At 75.5% G+C, this 16,266-nt stretch carries 15 protein-coding genes; all 15 read right to left on the bottom strand.

All coding sequences use genetic code 11. The annotated features are described in order from the left end of the window. The 15 genes from nusB to aspS all read right to left on the bottom strand — a co-directional run bounded on the left by nusB (position 1) and on the right by aspS (position 16,250). A complete protein-coding gene (nusB, locus tag CSPHI_RS06070) occupies positions 1–567 on the bottom strand; it encodes a transcription antitermination factor NusB (RefSeq protein WP_075691949.1) in 567 nt (188 codons plus the stop codon). A 7-nt stretch (positions 568–574) separates the two neighbouring features. Further along, a complete protein-coding gene (gene efp / locus CSPHI_RS06065) occupies positions 575–1,138 on the bottom strand; it encodes an elongation factor P (RefSeq protein WP_075691948.1) in 564 nt (187 codons plus the stop codon). A gap of 122 nt (positions 1,139–1,260) precedes the next feature. After that, complete coding sequence (locus CSPHI_RS06060; RefSeq protein WP_075691947.1) at positions 1,261–2,382, bottom strand: aminopeptidase P family protein; 1,122 nt, start codon at positions 2,380–2,382, stop codon at positions 1,261–1,263. A gap of 4 nt (positions 2,383–2,386) precedes the next feature. Further along, on the bottom strand, positions 2,387–2,854 hold the full coding sequence (locus CSPHI_RS06055; RefSeq protein WP_075693829.1) for a type II 3-dehydroquinate dehydratase: 468 nt from the start codon (positions 2,852–2,854) through the stop codon (positions 2,387–2,389). Continuing rightward, positions 2,851–3,957, bottom strand: coding sequence for a 3-dehydroquinate synthase (gene aroB / locus CSPHI_RS06050; RefSeq protein ID WP_075691946.1), 1,107 nt, complete (start codon positions 3,955–3,957; stop codon positions 2,851–2,853). The genes CSPHI_RS06055 and aroB overlap by 4 nt, the downstream gene beginning before the upstream one ends. Positions 3,958–3,989: 32 nt before the next feature. Further along, positions 3,990–4,532 (bottom strand): shikimate kinase, encoded by a 543-nt coding sequence (locus CSPHI_RS06045; RefSeq protein WP_075691945.1) that lies wholly within the window; start codon positions 4,530–4,532, stop codon positions 3,990–3,992. A gap of 9 nt (positions 4,533–4,541) precedes the next feature. Further along, positions 4,542–5,729 carry a chorismate synthase gene (gene aroC / locus CSPHI_RS06040; RefSeq protein WP_075691944.1) on the bottom strand — a complete coding sequence of 396 codons (1,188 nt, stop codon included), beginning with the start codon at positions 5,727–5,729 and terminating at the stop codon, positions 4,542–4,544. 66 nt (positions 5,730–5,795) lie between these two features. Next, a complete protein-coding gene (locus CSPHI_RS06035; RefSeq protein ID WP_075691943.1) occupies positions 5,796–6,275 on the bottom strand; it encodes a prepilin peptidase in 480 nt (159 codons plus the stop codon). Positions 6,276–6,344: 69 nt separating this feature from the next. Beyond that, entirely contained in the window at positions 6,345–7,175 is an 831-nt protein-coding gene (locus CSPHI_RS06030) for a shikimate dehydrogenase (protein WP_075691942.1), read from the bottom strand. Beyond that, positions 7,172–8,380, bottom strand: a complete 1,209-nt coding sequence (locus CSPHI_RS06025) for an endolytic transglycosylase MltG (RefSeq protein ID WP_075691941.1) — start codon at positions 8,378–8,380, stop codon at positions 7,172–7,174. The genes CSPHI_RS06030 and CSPHI_RS06025 overlap by 4 nt, the downstream gene beginning before the upstream one ends. Positions 8,381–8,478: 98 nt before the next feature. After that, entirely contained in the window at positions 8,479–8,976 is a 498-nt protein-coding gene (ruvX, locus tag CSPHI_RS06020; protein WP_075691940.1) for a Holliday junction resolvase RuvX, read from the bottom strand. Positions 8,977–8,986: 10 nt separating this feature from the next. Further along, the gene (alaS, locus tag CSPHI_RS06015) at positions 8,987–11,662 is read right to left on the bottom strand and encodes an alanine--tRNA ligase (protein WP_075691939.1); all 2,676 of its coding nucleotides are present in this window, start codon (positions 11,660–11,662) and stop codon (positions 8,987–8,989) included. A 145-nt stretch (positions 11,663–11,807) separates the two neighbouring features. Further along, positions 11,808–13,178, bottom strand: a complete 1,371-nt coding sequence (locus CSPHI_RS06010; protein WP_075691938.1) for a replication-associated recombination protein A — start codon at positions 13,176–13,178, stop codon at positions 11,808–11,810. Between the two features lie 3 nt (positions 13,179–13,181). After that, complete coding sequence (locus CSPHI_RS06005; RefSeq protein WP_075691937.1) at positions 13,182–14,423, bottom strand: hypothetical protein; 1,242 nt, start codon at positions 14,421–14,423, stop codon at positions 13,182–13,184. A 30-nt stretch (positions 14,424–14,453) separates the two neighbouring features. Further along, a complete protein-coding gene (gene aspS / locus CSPHI_RS06000; protein WP_075691936.1) occupies positions 14,454–16,250 on the bottom strand; it encodes an aspartate--tRNA ligase in 1,797 nt (598 codons plus the stop codon). Positions 16,251–16,266 lie beyond the last annotated feature (16 nt).

The following is a 16,266-nucleotide window of genomic DNA, read 5'->3' as shown; positions in this document are numbered from 1 at the left end:
TCAGCCGGCGGCGGGCGGCTCCTGCGGCGCGGCCGCCGCATCCGCCCCGTCCGGGGGTGCCGGCGCCTGCCCGGGCGCCTGCCCCGGGTCCCCGGCGCGCACCGCGGCGGCCGCGGCCCGGGCGTGCTCGGCGACGTCCGCGGCGGCGTCCAGCACGGCGTTGATGTACGGCGGCGCGGCGTCGGTGGAGTACTCGGCGGCGAGCTCCACGCCCTCCACCACCGCCACCCGGGCGGGCACCTCCGGGTTGTGCAGCAGCTCCCACACCGCCACCCGCAGGATCGCCCGATCCACCGCGGGCAGCCGGTGCAGCGGCCATTCCTCGGTGAGGTAGCCGACGATGGTGTCGTCCACGCCGTCGAGCTCCCGGGCCACGCCGACGACGATCCGCTCGGCGTACTCGGCCACCGGGGCCACCCCGGAGCCGTCCTCCCGGGACATCTCGATCCGCTCCGCGACCAGGTCCACGGGGTTGACCCCGCGCTGCTCGGCCTCGAAGAGCAGGTCCACGGCGCGCCGGCGGGCCCGGTAGCGGGCGCCGCGGCGCTTGTAGTTGGGTTCCTTCATGCCTCGGTCAGCTGTTCACCCGGGACAGGTAGGAGCCGTCGCGGGTGTCGATCTTCAGCACGTCGCCGGTGTTGATGAACAGCGGCACCTGCACCTCGGCGCCGGTCTCCAGGGTGGCGGGCTTGGTGCCGCCGGTGGAGCGATCGCCCTGCAGGCCCGGGTCGGTGTGCTCCACGGTGAGCTCCACGGCCACCGGCAGTTCGGCGAACAGCGGCTGGCCCTCGTGGAAGGACACCTGCACCGGGGAGTTCTCCAGCAGGAACCGGGCGCCGTCGCCCATCAGCTCCGGGGCGATGTTCAGCTGGTCATAGGTCTTGTCGTCCATCAGCACGTAGTCGGTGCCGTCGTGGTACAGGTAGGTCATATCCCGGCGGTCCACGGTGGCGGTCTCGACCTTGACGCCGGCGTTGAAGGTCTTGTCGGTGGTCTTGCCGGTGACCACGTCCTTGAGCTTGGTGCGCACGAAGGCGGGGCCCTTGCCCGGCTTGACGTGCTGGAATTCGACGATCTGCTGAAGCTTGCCGTCGATCTTCAGCACGAGGCCGTTCTTGAAGTCGGAGGTGGTTGCCACGTGAGTTGCTCCTGTACCGGGGTCGGGGACGTCGCTGTCGCGGGCCCGCCGCCGGCGGGCCCGGGGGATCAGGCTACCCGGTCGGCGCCCCGCGCGGGAAACGCCGCGCGGGGCCCCCGGCCCTAGAGCGTCTTCGGCAGGTCCACCAGGTTCTCCGACTCCCCGGAGGTGATGATCACGGTGTCCTCGATGCGCACCCCGCCCCGGCCGGGCACGTACACCCCGGGTTCGATGGTGAGGGTCATCCCCTCCGCCAGGGCGCCGCGGCCGCGGGTGGCGGCGAAGGGCGGCTCGTGCACGTCGACGCCGATGCCGTGCCCGGTGGAGTGCACGAAGTACTCCCCCCAGCCGGCGGCGGCGATCACCTCCCGGCAGGCGGCGTCGACCTCGCGGAGCCCGGTGCCGGGCCGGGCCGCGGCCAGGCCGGCGAGTTGGGCGCGCAGCACCACCGAGTGGATCTCCCGGGCGAAGTCGTCGGCGGCCTCGGCCCCGCCGACCACGGTGGTGCGGGTCATGTCCGAGCAGTAGCCGTCGACCAGGGCGCCGAAGTCGATGGTGACCAGGTCCCCGCGGGCGAGCACCCGGTCCGCGGCGCCGTGGTGCGGCAGCGCCGAGTTCGGCCCGGAGGCGACGATGGTGTCGAAGCTGGGCCGGTCCGCCCCGCGCAGCCGCATCCGGTGCTCCAGGTCGGCGGCGACCTCCCGTTCGGTGCGCCCGGCGGCGATCCCGCCGGCGGCGAGCAGATCCCGGTAGGCGCCGACGGCGACCGCGGCCGCGCGGCGCAGCAGGTCCAGCTCCGCCGGCTCCTTGACCAGGCGCAGGTCCTCCACCAGGCCCCGGGTGGGTTCCAGGCCGAGCCCCGCGGCGGCCTCGCGCAGGGCGCCGGCGGCGGCGAAGCTCAGCCAGTCCGCCTCGAAGCCGACCCGGGCGGGGCCCCCGGGATCACCGGCCCGGCCCGGCCAGGCGGAGCCGTCGCGGTAGTCCGCGAGCAGCGCCGGGGGGCAGTCCCGGGCGGTGACGCAGCGCAGGCCCGGGGCCTGGTCGGCGACCTGGGTGGTGTAGCGGGAGTCGGTGGCGATCGCCGCCGCCCCGGAGGCGTCGAGCAGCAGCGCCGCATTGGAGCCGGTGAAGCCGGTGAGCCAGCGCACGTGCTCGGCGCGGGTGACCAGCAGCGCGGCGGTGCCGGCGGCGGCCAGGGCCGCGGCGAGCCGGTCGCGGCGGGCGGCGTGGTCGATGGCGGTCATGGGTTCACTCCCCCGTCCCCGCCAGCCGGTGCGCCACATCGCGCAGGGCCAGCGCGTAGCCGTTGGTGCCGCAGCCGATGAGGATCCCGGCGGCGATCCCGGACAGCAGCGAGCGGTGCCGGAACTCCTCCCGGGCGTGCACGTTGGAGATGTGCACCTCGTGGAAGCCGGGCCCGGCGGCGACCTCGGCGAGGGCGTCGCGCAGCGCCACCGAGGTGTGCGTCAGGCCCCCGGGGTTGATGATCACCGGCCAGCCGCGGTCGGCGGCCTCATGGGCCCATTCGATGAGCCGGCCCTCGTACTCGGACTGCCGGCAGTCCACGGCCAGGCCCAGCTCCGCGCCGAGCGCGATCAGGCCGCGCTCGACCTCGGCGAGGGTGGTCGCCCCGTATACCCCGGGTTCGCGCCGGCCGAGCCGGGACAGGTTCGGCCCGTTGAGCACCAGCACCGTGGGCCGCTCCGCGGCGCTCATCGCGCACCCCCCGTCCGGGCCGGCCGGCCGGATTCGCACAGCGCGGCGTAGGCGGCGCGCAGCGCCTCCTCGGCGGGGGCCTCGATCCGGGTGCACTCCCCGGGCCGGGTGACCGCGACGAAGCGCAGCCGGCCGCCCCGGTTCTTCTTGTCCCGGGTCATCGCCGCGTGCAGCTCGTCGAAGAGGCCCGGGGCGTAGGTGGTGGGCAGGCCCACCGACTCCAGGATCCGGCGGTGCCGGGCGAGCAGCTCGGGGCCGATCATGCCCAGGTGCGCGGCGAGCTCGGCGACGTAGACCATGCCCACGGCCACGGCGTGGCCGTGCCGCCAGCGGTAGCGTTCGTGCAGCTCCACCGCGTGGCCGAAGGTGTGCCCGTAGTTGAGGGTCTCCCGCAGCCCGGCCTCGCGCAGGTCCGCGGCGACGACCTCCGCCTTGACCGCGATCGCGCGGGCGATGAGCTCCGGCAGCGCCCGGTCCACGTCCAGGCAGGCCGCCGGGTCGGCCTCGTAGCGGTCCAGGATGACCGGGTCGTCGATGAACCCGGCCTTGATGATCTCGGCGCTGCCGGCGACGATCTCCGCCTCCGGCAGGGTGCGCAGCTGGTCCAGGTCGGCGAAGACGGCCCGCGGCTCGTGGAAGGCGCCGACCAGGTTCTTCCCGGCGGCGGTGTTCACCCCGGTTTTGCCGCCCACCGCGGCGTCCACCATGCCCAGCAGGGTGGTGGGCACCTGGATCACGTCGATGCCGCGCATCCAGCCGGCGGCGAGGAAGCCGCCCAGGTCGGTGGCGGCGCCGCCGCCGACGGCGACCACCGCGTCCCCGCGGCCCAGGCCGCGCTCCCCGAAGGCGTCCCAGCAGGCCCCGGCGACCTCGAGGGTCTTGCCCTCCTCGGCGTCGGGCAGCCCGATCCGGGCCGCCGCCACCCCGCGGGCCTCGATCGCCTCGGCGATCCGCGCGGCGTAGCCGGCCACGGTGGGCTGGTGCACGACCGCGGCGACCGCCCGGTCCCCGGCGGTGGCGGCCGCGGCGATCGCCTCGACCAGGCCGTGGTCCACGGTCACCCGGTACGGGTCGGGTCCGCGGACCTCGATGATGCTGCTCACGTCGTACTCGTCCTTTCACGCGGCGGGGCGGGCTACGCCCCGTCGTCGCCGTCTGTCTCCAGGAAGGAGAGGATCTGGGCCACCACCCGCTGCGGGGAGCGCTCGTCGGAGCGCACCCGGAAGTCGGCGACCTCGTCGTAGAGCGGCCGCCGCCGCCCGAGGAGTTCACGGTAGCGCGCCTCGGGGTCCGCCCCGGCCAGGATCGGCCGGTGCCCGCCCCGCGCGGTGCGGCGCACCCCCTCGGCCACGGAGACGTCCAGGTGGACGACGGTGTGCCGGGTGAGCAGCTCCCGGGTCGCGGGGGTGACCACCGCTCCCCCGCCCAGCGCCAGGATCCCCTCCCCGGCGAGGGCGGCCTCGACCACCTCGGCCTCCAGCACCCGGAAGGCCTCCTCGCCGAGCTCGGCGTAGACCTCCCCGCAGGCCCGGCCGGTGCGGTCCTCGATCATCTCGTCGGTGTCGGCGAAGGCCACGCCCAGGGCGCGGGCCAGCCGCCGGCCGACCGTGGTCTTGCCCGCCCCGGGCGGGCCCACCAGCACCGCCGCCGGCCGCCGCGGATCCTGACCTCTCGCCACCGCCGCCCCCTAGGCCCAGTCCAGCCGCTCGGCGACCCGCGCCAGGTAGCCGCGGGCGTTGCGGGCGGTCTCCCCGATGGAGTCCCCGCCGAACTTCTCCAGGGTCGCCTGGGCGAGGGTGAGCGCCACCATCGCCTCGGCGACCACCCCGCCGGCGGGCACCGCGCACACGTCGGAGCGCTGGTGGATGGCGGTGGCCGGCGCCCCGGTGGCCATGTCCACGGTGCGCAGCGCCCGCGGCACCGTGGAAATCGGCTTCAGGGCGGCGCGCACCACCAGCGGCTGGCCGTTGGTCATCCCGCCCTCCAGGCCGCCGGCCCGGTTGCTCAGCCGGCCCACCCCGGAGTCCTGGCGGACCATCTCGTCATGGGCCTCGGTGCCTCGGCGGCGGGCCTCGGCGAAGCCGTCGCCGATCTCCACGCCCTTGACCGACTGGATGCCCATCACCGCCGCCGCCAGCCGGGAGTCCAGCCGGCGGTCCCCGGAGACGTGCGCGCCCAGGCCCACCGGCAGCCCGTGCACCACGACCTCCACCACCCCGCCGAGGGTGTCGCCCTGCTTCTTCGCCGCCTCGATCTCGGCGATCATGGCGGCCTCGGTGGCCGCGTCGAAGGCGCGCACCGGGGAGGCGTCGATGGCCTCCTGGTCGGCGAAGGCCGGCGGCGGGCCGGCGTAGGGCTCGGCGGCGCCGATGGACACCACGTGGCTGACCACCTCCACGCCGAGCACCTCGCGCAGGATGGACCGGGCGACCACGGCGGCGGCGACCCGGGCGGCGGTCTCCCGGGCCGAGGAGCGCTCCAGGATGTTCCGGGCGTCGTCCTGGTCGTATTTGAGCATCCCGGTGAAGTCGGCGTGCCCGGGCCGGGGCCGGGTCAGCCGGGCCCCGCGGGCGGTGTCCAGCTCCGCCGGGTCCACCGGGTCGGCGCTCATCACGGTGGTCCACTTCGGCCATTCGGTGTTGCCCACCTGGATCGCCACCGGGGAGCCGAGGGTGCGGCCATGGCGCACCCCGCCGAGCAGGGTGACCTCGTCGGCCTCGAACTTCATCCGGGCACCGCGGCCGTAGCCGAGGCGGCGCCGGGCGAGGTGGTGGGAGATCTCGTCGCGGGTGACCGGCACGTCCGCGGGGACGCCCTCGAGCATCGCGATCAGGGCCTGGCCGTGGGACTCGCCCGCTGTGGTCCATCGAAGCATGCGGACATTGTGGCATGAGCGGGCCCGCCGTGGCGGCACCGCCTCCCGCGAAACGGGTGACCGGGCTCACCCGGCGGCGCCGGGCAGCGCCCGGGCGGCGAGCGCGATCCCGGCCGCGGCGAGCATCCCCGGCCCGTGCGGCAGGCTGCGCCGACCGATGGCCAGGCCCGCCGCGGCGGTGAGCAGCCCGGAGAGGGCCCCCGCCAGCCAGGCCGCGGCGGCCGCGTCGACCGCGGACCCGGCGCCGCCGCCGAGCAGGGCGCCGAGGGCGGCGCCGAGTTTGACGTCCCCGCCGCCGAGCCGGCCCGGGGCGGCCAGCGCCGCCGCCAGCAGCGGCCCGGCCCACGCGGCCGCCCCGGCGAGCGCCCCCGGCAGCGCCCCGCAGCCGGCCGCGCCGGCCAGGGCGAGGCCCAGCCCCGGCAGGGTGAGCGCGTCATCGAGCCGGCCCCGGCGCAGATCCCGGATGGCCAGCGCCGCCGCCCACGCCGCCCAGCAGGCCCACCAGGCCACCGCGGCCGGCGGCCCCGGGCAGATCCCCGTCCCCATGCCGGCAGGCTAGGCCGGGGCGCGCCCCCGCGCAGCCCGGGCCGCGGCGGGGGCGGCCGGGTCCCCCCCTTACCCCCCGGCGGCGAGGGCGGCGCGCATCGCCGCGGCCGGGGCGGGCCGCCCGGTGAACTGCTCGAACTGGCCGAGCGCCTGGTGCAGCAGCATGTCCAGGCCCCCGGCGGCGGGGGCGCCGCGGCGGCGCGCGGCGGCGGCCAGCGGGGTGGGCCAGGGCTCGTAGATGACGTCGAGCACGTACGGCGCCCGGGCCAGCTGCACGGCGATCCCGGTCAGCGCCCCGGCGGGCACCGTGGAGACCAGCGCATCGGCGGCCCCGGCGACATCGGCGAGGTTCGGCGCGTCCAGCGGCACCCAGGTCATGCCCACCCCCAGGGCGGCGGCCAGCGGCTCGAGCACCAGGGCGCGCTCGGAGCGGGCCAGCACGTCGACATGGCGCACCCCCATCCCGGCCAGGGCGAACAGCGCCGGGCGGGCGGTGCCCCCGGCCCCGACCACCGCGGCCCGGCCCCGCCGGGCCCGGGTCAGGCCCAGCTCCGCCAGCGCCCCGGCGACGCCCTCGCAGTCGGTGTTGTCCGCCCGCCAACCCCCGTCGGGCAGCCGGGTGAGGGTGTTCACCGAGCCGATCAGCCGGGCCCGGTCGGTGACCTCGTCGGCGACCTCCAGGGCGGCGAATTTGCCGGGCATGGTCACCGAGAACCCGGCCCACTCGGGGCCGGCGCCGCGGACCAGGCCGGGCAGCTCCTCGGCGGTGCACCGGATCGCCTCGTAGCGCCAGTCCGGCAGCCCCGCCGCCCGGTAGCCGGCGTTGTGCAGCAGCGGGGAGCGCGAATGCGCCACCGGGTCGCCGAGCACCGCCGCGCGGCGCCGCACCTGCCCGTTCATCGGTTGGAGTCCAGCACCCCGTTGTCGATGGCCTCCTGGATGGCCGCGGTGTGCTCCTCGAGGGTGGTGGTGAACACGGTGGTGCCCTCCCGGTCCACGGTGACGAAGTACAGCCAGTCCCCGGCCGCGGGGGCCTCCATCGCCCGGATCGCCTCAATCGAGGGCGCGGCGATGGGGGTCGCGGGCAGCCCGTCCGCGGCGTAGGTGTTCCACGGGGTGGGCCGGGCCCGGTCCTCGTCGGTGGTGGCGATCTCCTGGTCCGGCAGGTCGTAGTTGACGGTGGAGTCGAATTGCAGCCGCATCGGCTCCGCCAGCCGGTTGAGGATCACCCTGGCGACCTTCGGGAAGTCCTCGTCGCGGGCCTCCATCTGCACCAGGGAGGCGGCGGTGAGCACCTCGTAGGGGCTCAGCCCCACCGCCTGGTCGGCGGAGCCGATCCCGGAGTCCTCGTAGCGGGCCACCGATTCGCGCACCAGGGCGCCCAGGATCTCCGCGGGGGCGGCGGTGGGGTCGAACTGGTGCACCCCGGCGATGATGAGCCCCTCCAGCCGGCGCGGGTCATCGCCGCGGGCGGCGACCGGGCCGCGCGCCCACCCCGGCACGCCCAGGGCGTCCAGGTCGGTCTCCGCGGCGGCGCGGCGCAGCTCCTCGACGCTGACGCAGTCGTCCTCGGCGATGCAGGAGGCCTCGGAGATCAGGGTGAAGATGCCCTTGCGCACGTCCTCGCTGGCCACCACCCGGGTGTCCTCGAAGCGCACCCCGGTGGGCAGGTCCACGGTGCCGGCCCGGTTCTCCGGCTTGAGCAGCGCATCCACCGCCGCGGCCGCGGACATGTGCTCCTCCAGCCGGTACCAGCCCGGCTGCAGCTGGTTGGCCCGCGGGTGATCCGCGGCGGCGCCCATGAACGCCCCCTCGGAGGCGACCACCCCGTCGTCGACGAGCCGGGCGGAGAGATCCGACAGCGAACCCCCGGCGTCGACCTCGACCAGCACCACGGTGCCGTTGCCCTCGCCCCGGTAGTCCCCGCCGGTGCCGCCGACGGCCCAGGCGAAGCCGACCCCGGCGACGACCAGCAGGCTGAGCAGGATGGAGGTGATGTTGATGGCGAGGGCGGTCTGCCGTCGCCGGATCCGCCGGCCGGGCCCCCGGCGGGCCGCGGCGGGCCCCGCGGGGCCCCGGCTGGGTCGACGTCGGTTGCCGGACATCGGTTCTCCTTCGGGCGTGCAACGCGCAAGGTGTCCCCGCGGCGGCGGTGCCGCGGGGGTCGTGACCGCCCGATTCTCCCCCATCGGGGGCGGCTTTGTCACGTTCCGGTCACGTCCGCGCGCCGCATGTCGAGCCAGGACTGCAGGATCTCCACCGCCGCGGCCTGGTCGATCCGATCCCGGCCCTCCCGGGCGCGCACCCCGGCCGCCCGCATCCGGCGGGCCGCGATCGCGGTGGTCATCCGCTCATCGCCCAGCCGCACCGGCACCGCCGGGCCGAGCCTGCGGCGCAGCCGGAAGGCGACGTCGGCGGCCTTGCGGGCCGAGGAGCCGGCGCTGCCGTCGAGCATCAGCGGCAGCCCCACCACGATCTCCGCAACGTCCAGCTCCCGGGCCAGCGCCACCAGCCGGTCGATGTCCGGCCCGTCCGGGCCGCGCCGGCCGGTGGCCCGGGCGATGGTCTCCACCGGGGTCGCCAGCAGCGCCCCCGGGTCGCTGACCGCGACCCCCACCCGGACATCGCCGACGTCCACGCCGAGCCGCCGGCCGGGGCCGGGATCGTCGGCGCCGGGCCGGTCCGGGACGGGCGCGGCCACCGCCGGCCCCCTAGGCCCCGGCGAGCCGGGCGCGCACCGCGGCCAGGCCCGCGTCGATCCCGGCCGGGTCGGCCCCGCTGCCCTGGGCCAGCTGCGGTTTGCCGCCGCCGCGGCCGCCGATTTCGGCGCCGAGCACCGCCACCAGGTCCCCGGCGGCGTAGCCGGCGGCGACGCCGGCGTCGGAGACCGCGATCGCGAAGGGCGCCTTGCCGCCGGCCTCGGCGGCCAGCGCCACCACCGCCGGCCTGTCGCCGAGCCGCCGGCGCAGATCATCGGCCAGGGCGCGCATGTCCTTGGCCTGGGTGCCCTCCGGCAGCCGCAGCCCCAGGTAGGTCACCGCGCCGAGGTCCTCGGCCCGGTCCAGGTGCGCCGCGGCACCCGCGCGCAGCTGCGCCGCGGTGAGATCGGCGATCCGGCGCTCGGCGGCGCGCAGCTTCTCCGACAGTGCCGCGATCCGCTCCGGCAGCTCCGCCGAGGGGGCCTTGAACTCGGTGGCCAGCCGCTCGGCGAGGAGCCGCTCGGCGGAGAGGTAGCGGAAGGAGTCCATCCCCGAGTAGGCCTCGATCCGGCGCACCCCGGAGCCCACCGAGGATTCGCCGAGCACGGCCACCGGGCCGATCCCGGAGGTGTGCGCGACATGGGTGCCGCCGCAGAGCTCCATGGAGAAGGGCCCGCCCATCTCCACCACCCGGACCCGCTCGCCGTAGTTCTCCCCGAACAGGGCCAGCGCGCCCATCGCCTTGGCCTCCTCCAGGGAGGTCTCGATGGTGTTGACCGTCCAGTCCGCGTCCACGGCCTCGTTGGCCACCTGCTCGACCTCGCGGAGCTGCTCCGGGGTGAGCCCCTGCGCCCAGGAGAAGTCGAAGCGCAGGTAGCCGGGCTTGTTCAGGGAGCCGGCCTGCACCGCGTCCGGGCCGAGCACCTGGCGCAGCGCCGCGTGGATGAGGTGCGTGGCCGAATGCGCCTGCTCGGCGCTGTGCCGCCACGCCGGGTCCACCCGGGCCTCGGCCAGGGAGCCCACCGCGACCTCCCCGGCGGCGACCCGGCCGCGGTGCAGCCACAGCCGCTTGCCGGCCTTCTGCACGTCGGTGACCTCGATCGCGGAGCCGTCGGGCAGCGTGATCCGGCCGTGGTCGCCGAGCTGGCCGCCGGATTCGGCGTAGAGCGGGGTGCGGTCCAGGATCACCTCCACCTCCTCGCCCTCGGCGGCGGCGGGCACCTCCGCCCCGCCGGAGAGCAGGCCCAGGATGGTGGATTCGTCCACCAGGCGGTCGTAGCCGGTGAACTCGGTGGGGTGCTCGTCGAGGAAGCGCCGGTAGACCCCGAGGTCGCCGTGATCGCGCTTCTTCGCCCGGTTGTCCGCCTTCGCCCGGGCGCGCTGCTCGGCCATGAGCTCCCGGAAGCCGGCCTCGTCGACGCCGAGCCCGGCCTCGGCGGCCATCTCCAGGGTCAGGTCGATCGGGAAGCCGTGCGTGTCGTGCAGGGTGAAGGCGTCCGCCCCGGAGAGCCGGGAGCCCCCGGAGGCGCGGAGCCGCGCGGCGGCCTCGTCGAAGAGCCGGGTGCCGGTCTCCAGGGTGCGCAGGAAGGCGCGCTCCTCGGCGGCGGCGGCGTGGCTGATCCGCTCCCAGTTCTCGGCCAGCTCCGGGAAGGAGGGGGTCATCGTGGCCCGGGCGGTGTCCAGCAGGGCGACCAGGGTCTCCCCGCGGGCGCCGAGCAGCCGCGCGGAGCGGATGATCCGGCGCAGCAGCCGGCGCAGGATGTAGCCGCGGCCCTCGTTGGAGGGGGTCACCCCGTCGAGCATGAGCATCAGCCCGGTGCGGGAGTGGTCCGCGATCACCCGGAAGCGCACGTCGTCCTCGGCGGCCGCGTCCCCGCCGGCGGCGTAGCGGGCGCCGGTGAGCTCCTCGGCGGTGTCGATCACCGGGCGCAGCAGATCCGTCTCGTAGACGTTCTCCACCCCCTGCAGCAGGAAGGCGACCCGCTCGATGCCCATCCCGGTGTCGATGTTCTTCTTCGGCAGGGCCCCGACGATCTCGAAATCGCCCTTGCCGGTGCCCTCCCCCCGCTCGTTCTGCATGAACACGAGGTTCCAGATCTCGATGTAGCGGTCCTCGTCGGCGACCGGGCCGCCCTCCACCCCGTAGTCCGGGCCCCGGTCGTAGAAGATCTCCGAGCAGGGCCCGCAGGGCCCGGGCACGCCCATCGACCAGTAGTTGTCCTCCATGCCGCGGCGCTGGATCCGCCCCTCCGGCACGCCGACCACGTTCGCCCAGATGTCGTGGGCCTCGTCATCGTCGAGGTAGACGGTCACCCACAGCCGCTCCGGGTCGATGCCGAAGCCGCCCTCGGCCACCGGGGTGGTCAGCAGCGACCAGGCCAGGGTGATCGCGCCCTCCTTGAAGTAGTCGCCGAAGGAGAAGTTGCCGGCCATCTGGAAGAAGGTGTTGTGCCGGGTGGTGATCCCGACCTCCTCGATGTCCAGGGTGCGCACGCATTTCTGGATGGAGGTGGCGGTGGCGAAGGGCGGGGTCTCCTGGCCCAGGAAGTAGGGCTTGAAGGGCACCATCCCGGCGTTCACGAAGAGCAGGTTCGGATCCTCCAGGACCAGCGAGGCGCTGGGCACCTCGACATGGCCCGCGGCGGTGAAGTGCTCCAGGAAGCGCTTGCGGATCTCATGGGTCTGCACGTCGGGTCCCCTCGGTGTTCTCTCGTCGGTGTCCGGTATCGGCCGCGCCCGGGTGCCCCGGGGCGCGCCATGACTGACCCAGCATACTCCGGGTGCCCCCGGCCCTCGCGGGGGGCGGGGCCCGGCATGCCGCGCCCGGCCGCGGTCAGCGCCGGAAGGCGCGCACGATCCGGCGCAGCCCCGCGAGATGGCCCACCATCGGCTTCTCCCGGCCGTGCCCGGAGGGCCGGTAGTACTCGGCGTCGAGCAGCTGCTCCGGGGGGTACTGCTGGGCGACGATGCCCCGCGGGTCGGCGTGCGGGTAGGCGTAGTCCACGGCGTTGCCCAGGGCCTTGGCCCCCGAGTAGTGGCCGTCGCGCAGATGCGGCGGCACCGGGCCGGTTTTGCCGGCCCGGACGTCCCGCAGGGCGGCGTCGATGGCGGTGATCACCGAATTGGACTTCGGGGCGGTGGCCAGGTGGATCACCGCCTGGGCCAGCGGCAGCCGGCCCTCGGGCAGCCCGATGAGCTGCACCGCCTCCGCCGCGGCGACCGCGACCTGCAGCGCGCCCGGATCGGCCATCCCGATGTCCTCGCTGGCCAGGATGATGATCCGGCGGGCGATGAACCGGGGGTCCTCCCCGCCCTCGATCATCCGGGCCAGGTAGTGCAGGGCGGCGTCCACGTCAGAGCCGCGCACCGATTTGATGAAGGCGCTGGTGACGTCGTAGTGCTGGTCGCCGTCGCGGTCGTAGCGCACCGCGGCGGTGTTCACCGCCGCGCGCACCCGCGCCGCGTCCACCTCGGCGCCGTCGGCGGCGCCCTCCGCGGCGGCCTCCAGGTAGGTCAGCGCCCGCCGGGCGTCCCCGGCGGCCAGGGCGACCAGCTCCGCCCGGCCGTCGGCGGACAGCCGCACCCGGCCGGCCAGGCCGCGCTCATCGGCGACCGCCCGGTCCAGCACCGCGGCGATGTCCGCCTCCCCGAGGGGCTCCAGCTGCAGCAGCAGGGAGCGGCTGAGCAGCGGGGCGACCACGGAGAAGGAGGGGTTCTCGGTGGTCGCGGCGACCAGCAGCACGGTGCGGTTCTCCACCGCGGCGAGCAGCGCGTCCTGCTGGGTCTTGGAGAACCGGTGCACCTCGTCGATGAAGAGCACGGTCTGGGTGCCCTCCCGCACCAGGGTGCGCCGGGCCCGCTCGATCACCGCCCGGACCTCCTTGACCCCGGAGTTCAGCGCGGACAGCGCCTCGAAGCGCCGCCCGGTGGCGGTGGAGATCAGGCTGGCCAGGGTGGTCTTGCCGGTGCCGGGCGGGCCGAAGAGGATCACCGAGGCGTCCCCGCCGCCGTCGACCAACCGGCGCAGCGGGGCGCCCTCGCCGAGCAGGTGCCCCTGCCCGGCGACCTCGCCGAGCTCCCGGGGCCGCATCCGCACCGCCAGCGGCGCATGCGCCCCGGGGTGGAAGTAGTCCCCCGCCGATCCGGCGGCCGACGCGGCGGCCTCGCCGCCGGGGGCGTCGAAGAGTCCCGGCTCCCCGGCCATCGGCTAGCGGCCCCCGCGGTCGGCGAAGAGGCGCAGCACCCCGTCGGCGAACTCCACCAGCCCGGCGAGCTCCGCCGATTCCGCGGCGAAGCCGCGCAGCGCCCGGGCGGTCTGCGCCAGATCCGCGCGTTCCCGGGCCCCGCCCCAGGTGGCGGGGCGGCCGCCGGCGGCGGCCGGCTCCGCCAGGCCCCGCTCCAGGGCCTCCTCGAATTCGAGGGCGGCGTCGACGGTGCCGAAATGCAGCAGGGTCACCGAGATCAGGGTCCAGCCGAGCAGGGCGACGGTGATCCGGGCGTGCAGGGTGCCCTCGGCCTCGATGTCCGGCCACAGGTGCCGGACCTCGGCATACCAGGTCTCCACGAAGGCCCGGGCCTCCTCCCCGGTCAGCGCGGGGGTGCCGGGGTGCTGCGGGAAGCCGGCGACGACGCTGGCCACGTCGAAGGCGACGTCGCGGAAGCCCGCCCACTCGTAGTCCAGGAAGCTCAGCCGGTCCCCGGCGAGGATGTTGTCCGGGGCGAGATCGAAGGGGGTGAAGGCCCGGTGGTAGCCGGCGGCGATCCGCCGGGCGGCCTCCGCGGCCGGCCCGAGCACCGCCTCGTCGATGACCACCCCGTGGCCGCGCAGCAGCCGCGCCCCGGCGTCGATGGAGCGCACGATGCCCCGATCCCGGGCGCCCTCGGCGGTGTCCGCCGGGCGGTGCCGGGCCCACAGCCGGTGCAGCAGGGTGTGGAAGCCCTCCTCCCGGCTGGCGGTGGCGGCGTGCATCCGGCCCAGCGCGGAGCCCAGGGTGCGCAGCGCGCGCAGCCGCTCCTCGGCGGGCACGGTGGCGCGCAGCAGCTCATCGTAGGTGCCGTGGTCCCCGCAGTCGGTGAGCACCAGCAGCCGGCGGGCCACGTCATGGGCGAGCAGCGCCGGACCGGGCCGGACCTCCTCGGGCAGGGCGTTGGTGAACTGGTAGGCGGCGATTTCGCGCAGCAGCGAGGGATCCGCCCCGGTGGTGGCGGAGGCGGGCAGCCGCTTGACCACCACGGTGCGCTCCGGCAGGAAGTTGTTCGGCGCCACCCGGAAGCGCAGCACCGTGGACTCCCCGGAGCCGCCGAGGTCCTCCGGGTCGGAGAGCCGCTGCTGCCCGCCGAAGCGGCGGGCCAGCAGCTCCTCGGCCAGCGCCAGGATCGCCGCCGGGTCCCCGGCCTCGGCCGGCTCCCCGGGCGCGGCGCCGCGCGCGGTCTCGTCTGGTTCGTGCATGGTGCGGTCCTCCCGCCCGCCGGCGGCGGGCTAGTTCGCGGGCTCGCCCGCCGGCCGCGGCTTGGCGTCGATCCCGGATTCGCGGCGCTGGGCGGCGGTGATCGGGGCCGGGGCGTCGGTGAGCGGATCCACCCCGCCGCCGGACTTCGGGAAGGCGATCACCTCGCGGATGGAGTCCACCCCCGCGAGCAGGGTCATGATCCGGTCCCAGCCGAAGGCGATGCCGCCGTGCGGCGGGGCGCCGAAGGCGAAGGCGTCGAGCAGGAAGCCGAACTTCTCCCGGGCCTCCTCGGCGTCGATGCCCATCACCGCGAACACCCGCTCCTGCACGTCCCGGCGGTGGATCCGGATCGAGCCGCCGCCGATCTCGTTGCCGTTGCAGACGATGTCGTAGGCGTAGGCCAGGGCCGAGCCCGGGTCGGTGTCGAAGGTGTCCAGGTGCTCCGGCTTCGGGGAGGTGAAGGCGTGGTGCACCGCGGTCCAGGCGCTGTGCCCCAGGGCCACGTCCCCGGAGGCCTTCGCCTCCGCGGCGGGCTCGAACATCGGCGCGTCGACCACCCAGGTGAAGGCCCAGGCCCCCTCGTCGATGAGGCCCAGCTTCTCCGCGATCGCGCCACGGGCGGCGCCGAGCAGCGCCCGGGAGGACTTGATCTCCCCGGCGGCGAAGAAGATGCAGTCGCCGGGCCGGGCCCCGACGTGCTCGGCGATCCCGGCGCGCTCGGCCTCGGTGATGTTCTTGGCCACCGGGCCGGCGAGCTCGCCGTCCTCGCCGACCAGGATGTAGGCCAGGCCGCGGGCGCCGCGCTGGCGGGCCCACTCCTGCCAGGCGTCGAGCTGCCGGCGGGGCTGCCCGGCGCCGCCGGCCATCACCACCGCGCCGACGTAGTCGGCCTGGAACACCCGGAAGGTGGTGTCGGCGAAGAACTCGGTGCAGTCCACCAGCTCGATGTCGAAGCGCAGATCCGGCTTATCGGAGCCGTAGCGGGCCATCGCCTCGGCGTAGCTCATCCGCGGGAAGGGGGTGCTCACCCGGTACCCGGCGGCGGACCACACCGCGGCGAGGATCTCCTCTGCCAGGGCGATCACGTCCTCCTGGTCGGCGAAGCTCATCTCCACGTCCAGCTGGGTGAACTCCGGCTGCCGGTCGGCGCGGAAGTCCTCGTCCCGGTAGCAGCGCGCGATCTGGTAATAGCGCTCCATCCCGGAGACCATGAGCAGCTGCTTGAACAGCTGCGGGGACTGCGGCAGGGCGTAGAAGGTGCCGGGCTTCAGCCGGGCCGGCACCAGGAAGTCGCGGGCGCCCTCGGGGGTGGATCGGGTCAGGGTGGGGGTCTCGATCTCGGTGAAGTCGTGGGCGTCGAGGACCTCCCGGGCGGCCCGGTTAGCCCTCGCGCGCAGCCGCAGGATCGACGCCGGGCCCTCCCGGCGCAGGTCCAGGTAGCGGTAGCGCAGCCGGGTCTCCTCGCCGACCTCGTTGGCCGAGGACTGGTCGTCGAGCTGGAAGGGCAGCGCGGTGGACTCGTTGAGGATCTCCAGGGAGCCGACGTTGACCTCCACCTCGCCGGAGGGCAGGTTCGGGTTCTCGGAGCCCTCCGGGCGGCGCTCGACGACGCCGACGACCCGGATGCAGTACTCGGAGCGCAGCCGGTGGGCCTGCTCGGCGACCTCGGATTCGCGGAAGACGACCTGCGCCAGCCCGGAGCGGTCGCGCAGGTCGATGAAGATGACGCCGCCGTGATCGCGGCGGCGGGCCACCCATCCGGTGAGGGTGACGGTCTGTCCGGCCTGCTCCGCGCGGAGCTCTCCGGCGAGATGGGTACGCAGCACTGCGTGGTCCTTCCAG

This window comes from Corynebacterium sphenisci DSM 44792, assembly GCF_001941505.1.
Classification (GTDB): domain Bacteria; phylum Actinomycetota; class Actinomycetes; order Mycobacteriales; family Mycobacteriaceae; genus Corynebacterium; species Corynebacterium sphenisci.
This window is presented reverse-complemented; position numbering and strand designations above follow the sequence as displayed.

Excerpts from the sequence above, each read along its gene's own strand:
- CSPHI_RS06055 (WP_075693829.1), bottom strand. The coding sequence starts at position 2,854 with ATGAGCGCCGCGGAGCGGCCCACGGTGCTGGTGCTCAACGGGCCGAAC.
- CSPHI_RS06030 (WP_075691942.1), bottom strand. The coding sequence starts at position 7,175 with ATGAACGGGCAGGTGCGGCGCCGCGCGGCGGTGCTCGGCGACCCGGTG.
- nusB (WP_075691949.1), bottom strand. The coding sequence starts at position 567 with ATGAAGGAACCCAACTACAAGCGCCGCGGCGCCCGCTACCGGGCCCGC.
- CSPHI_RS06005 (WP_075691937.1), bottom strand. The coding sequence starts at position 14,423 with ATGCACGAACCAGACGAGACCGCGCGCGGCGCCGCGCCCGGGGAGCCG.
- CSPHI_RS06035 (WP_075691943.1), bottom strand. The coding sequence starts at position 6,275 with ATGGGGACGGGGATCTGCCCGGGGCCGCCGGCCGCGGTGGCCTGGTGG.
- CSPHI_RS06060 (WP_075691947.1), bottom strand. The coding sequence starts at position 2,382 with ATGACCGCCATCGACCACGCCGCCCGCCGCGACCGGCTCGCCGCGGCC.
- CSPHI_RS06025 (WP_075691941.1), bottom strand. The coding sequence starts at position 8,380 with ATGTCCGGCAACCGACGTCGACCCAGCCGGGGCCCCGCGGGGCCCGCC.
- CSPHI_RS06010 (WP_075691938.1), bottom strand. The coding sequence starts at position 13,178 with ATGGCCGGGGAGCCGGGACTCTTCGACGCCCCCGGCGGCGAGGCCGCC.
- aroC (WP_075691944.1), bottom strand. The coding sequence starts at position 5,729 with ATGCTTCGATGGACCACAGCGGGCGAGTCCCACGGCCAGGCCCTGATC.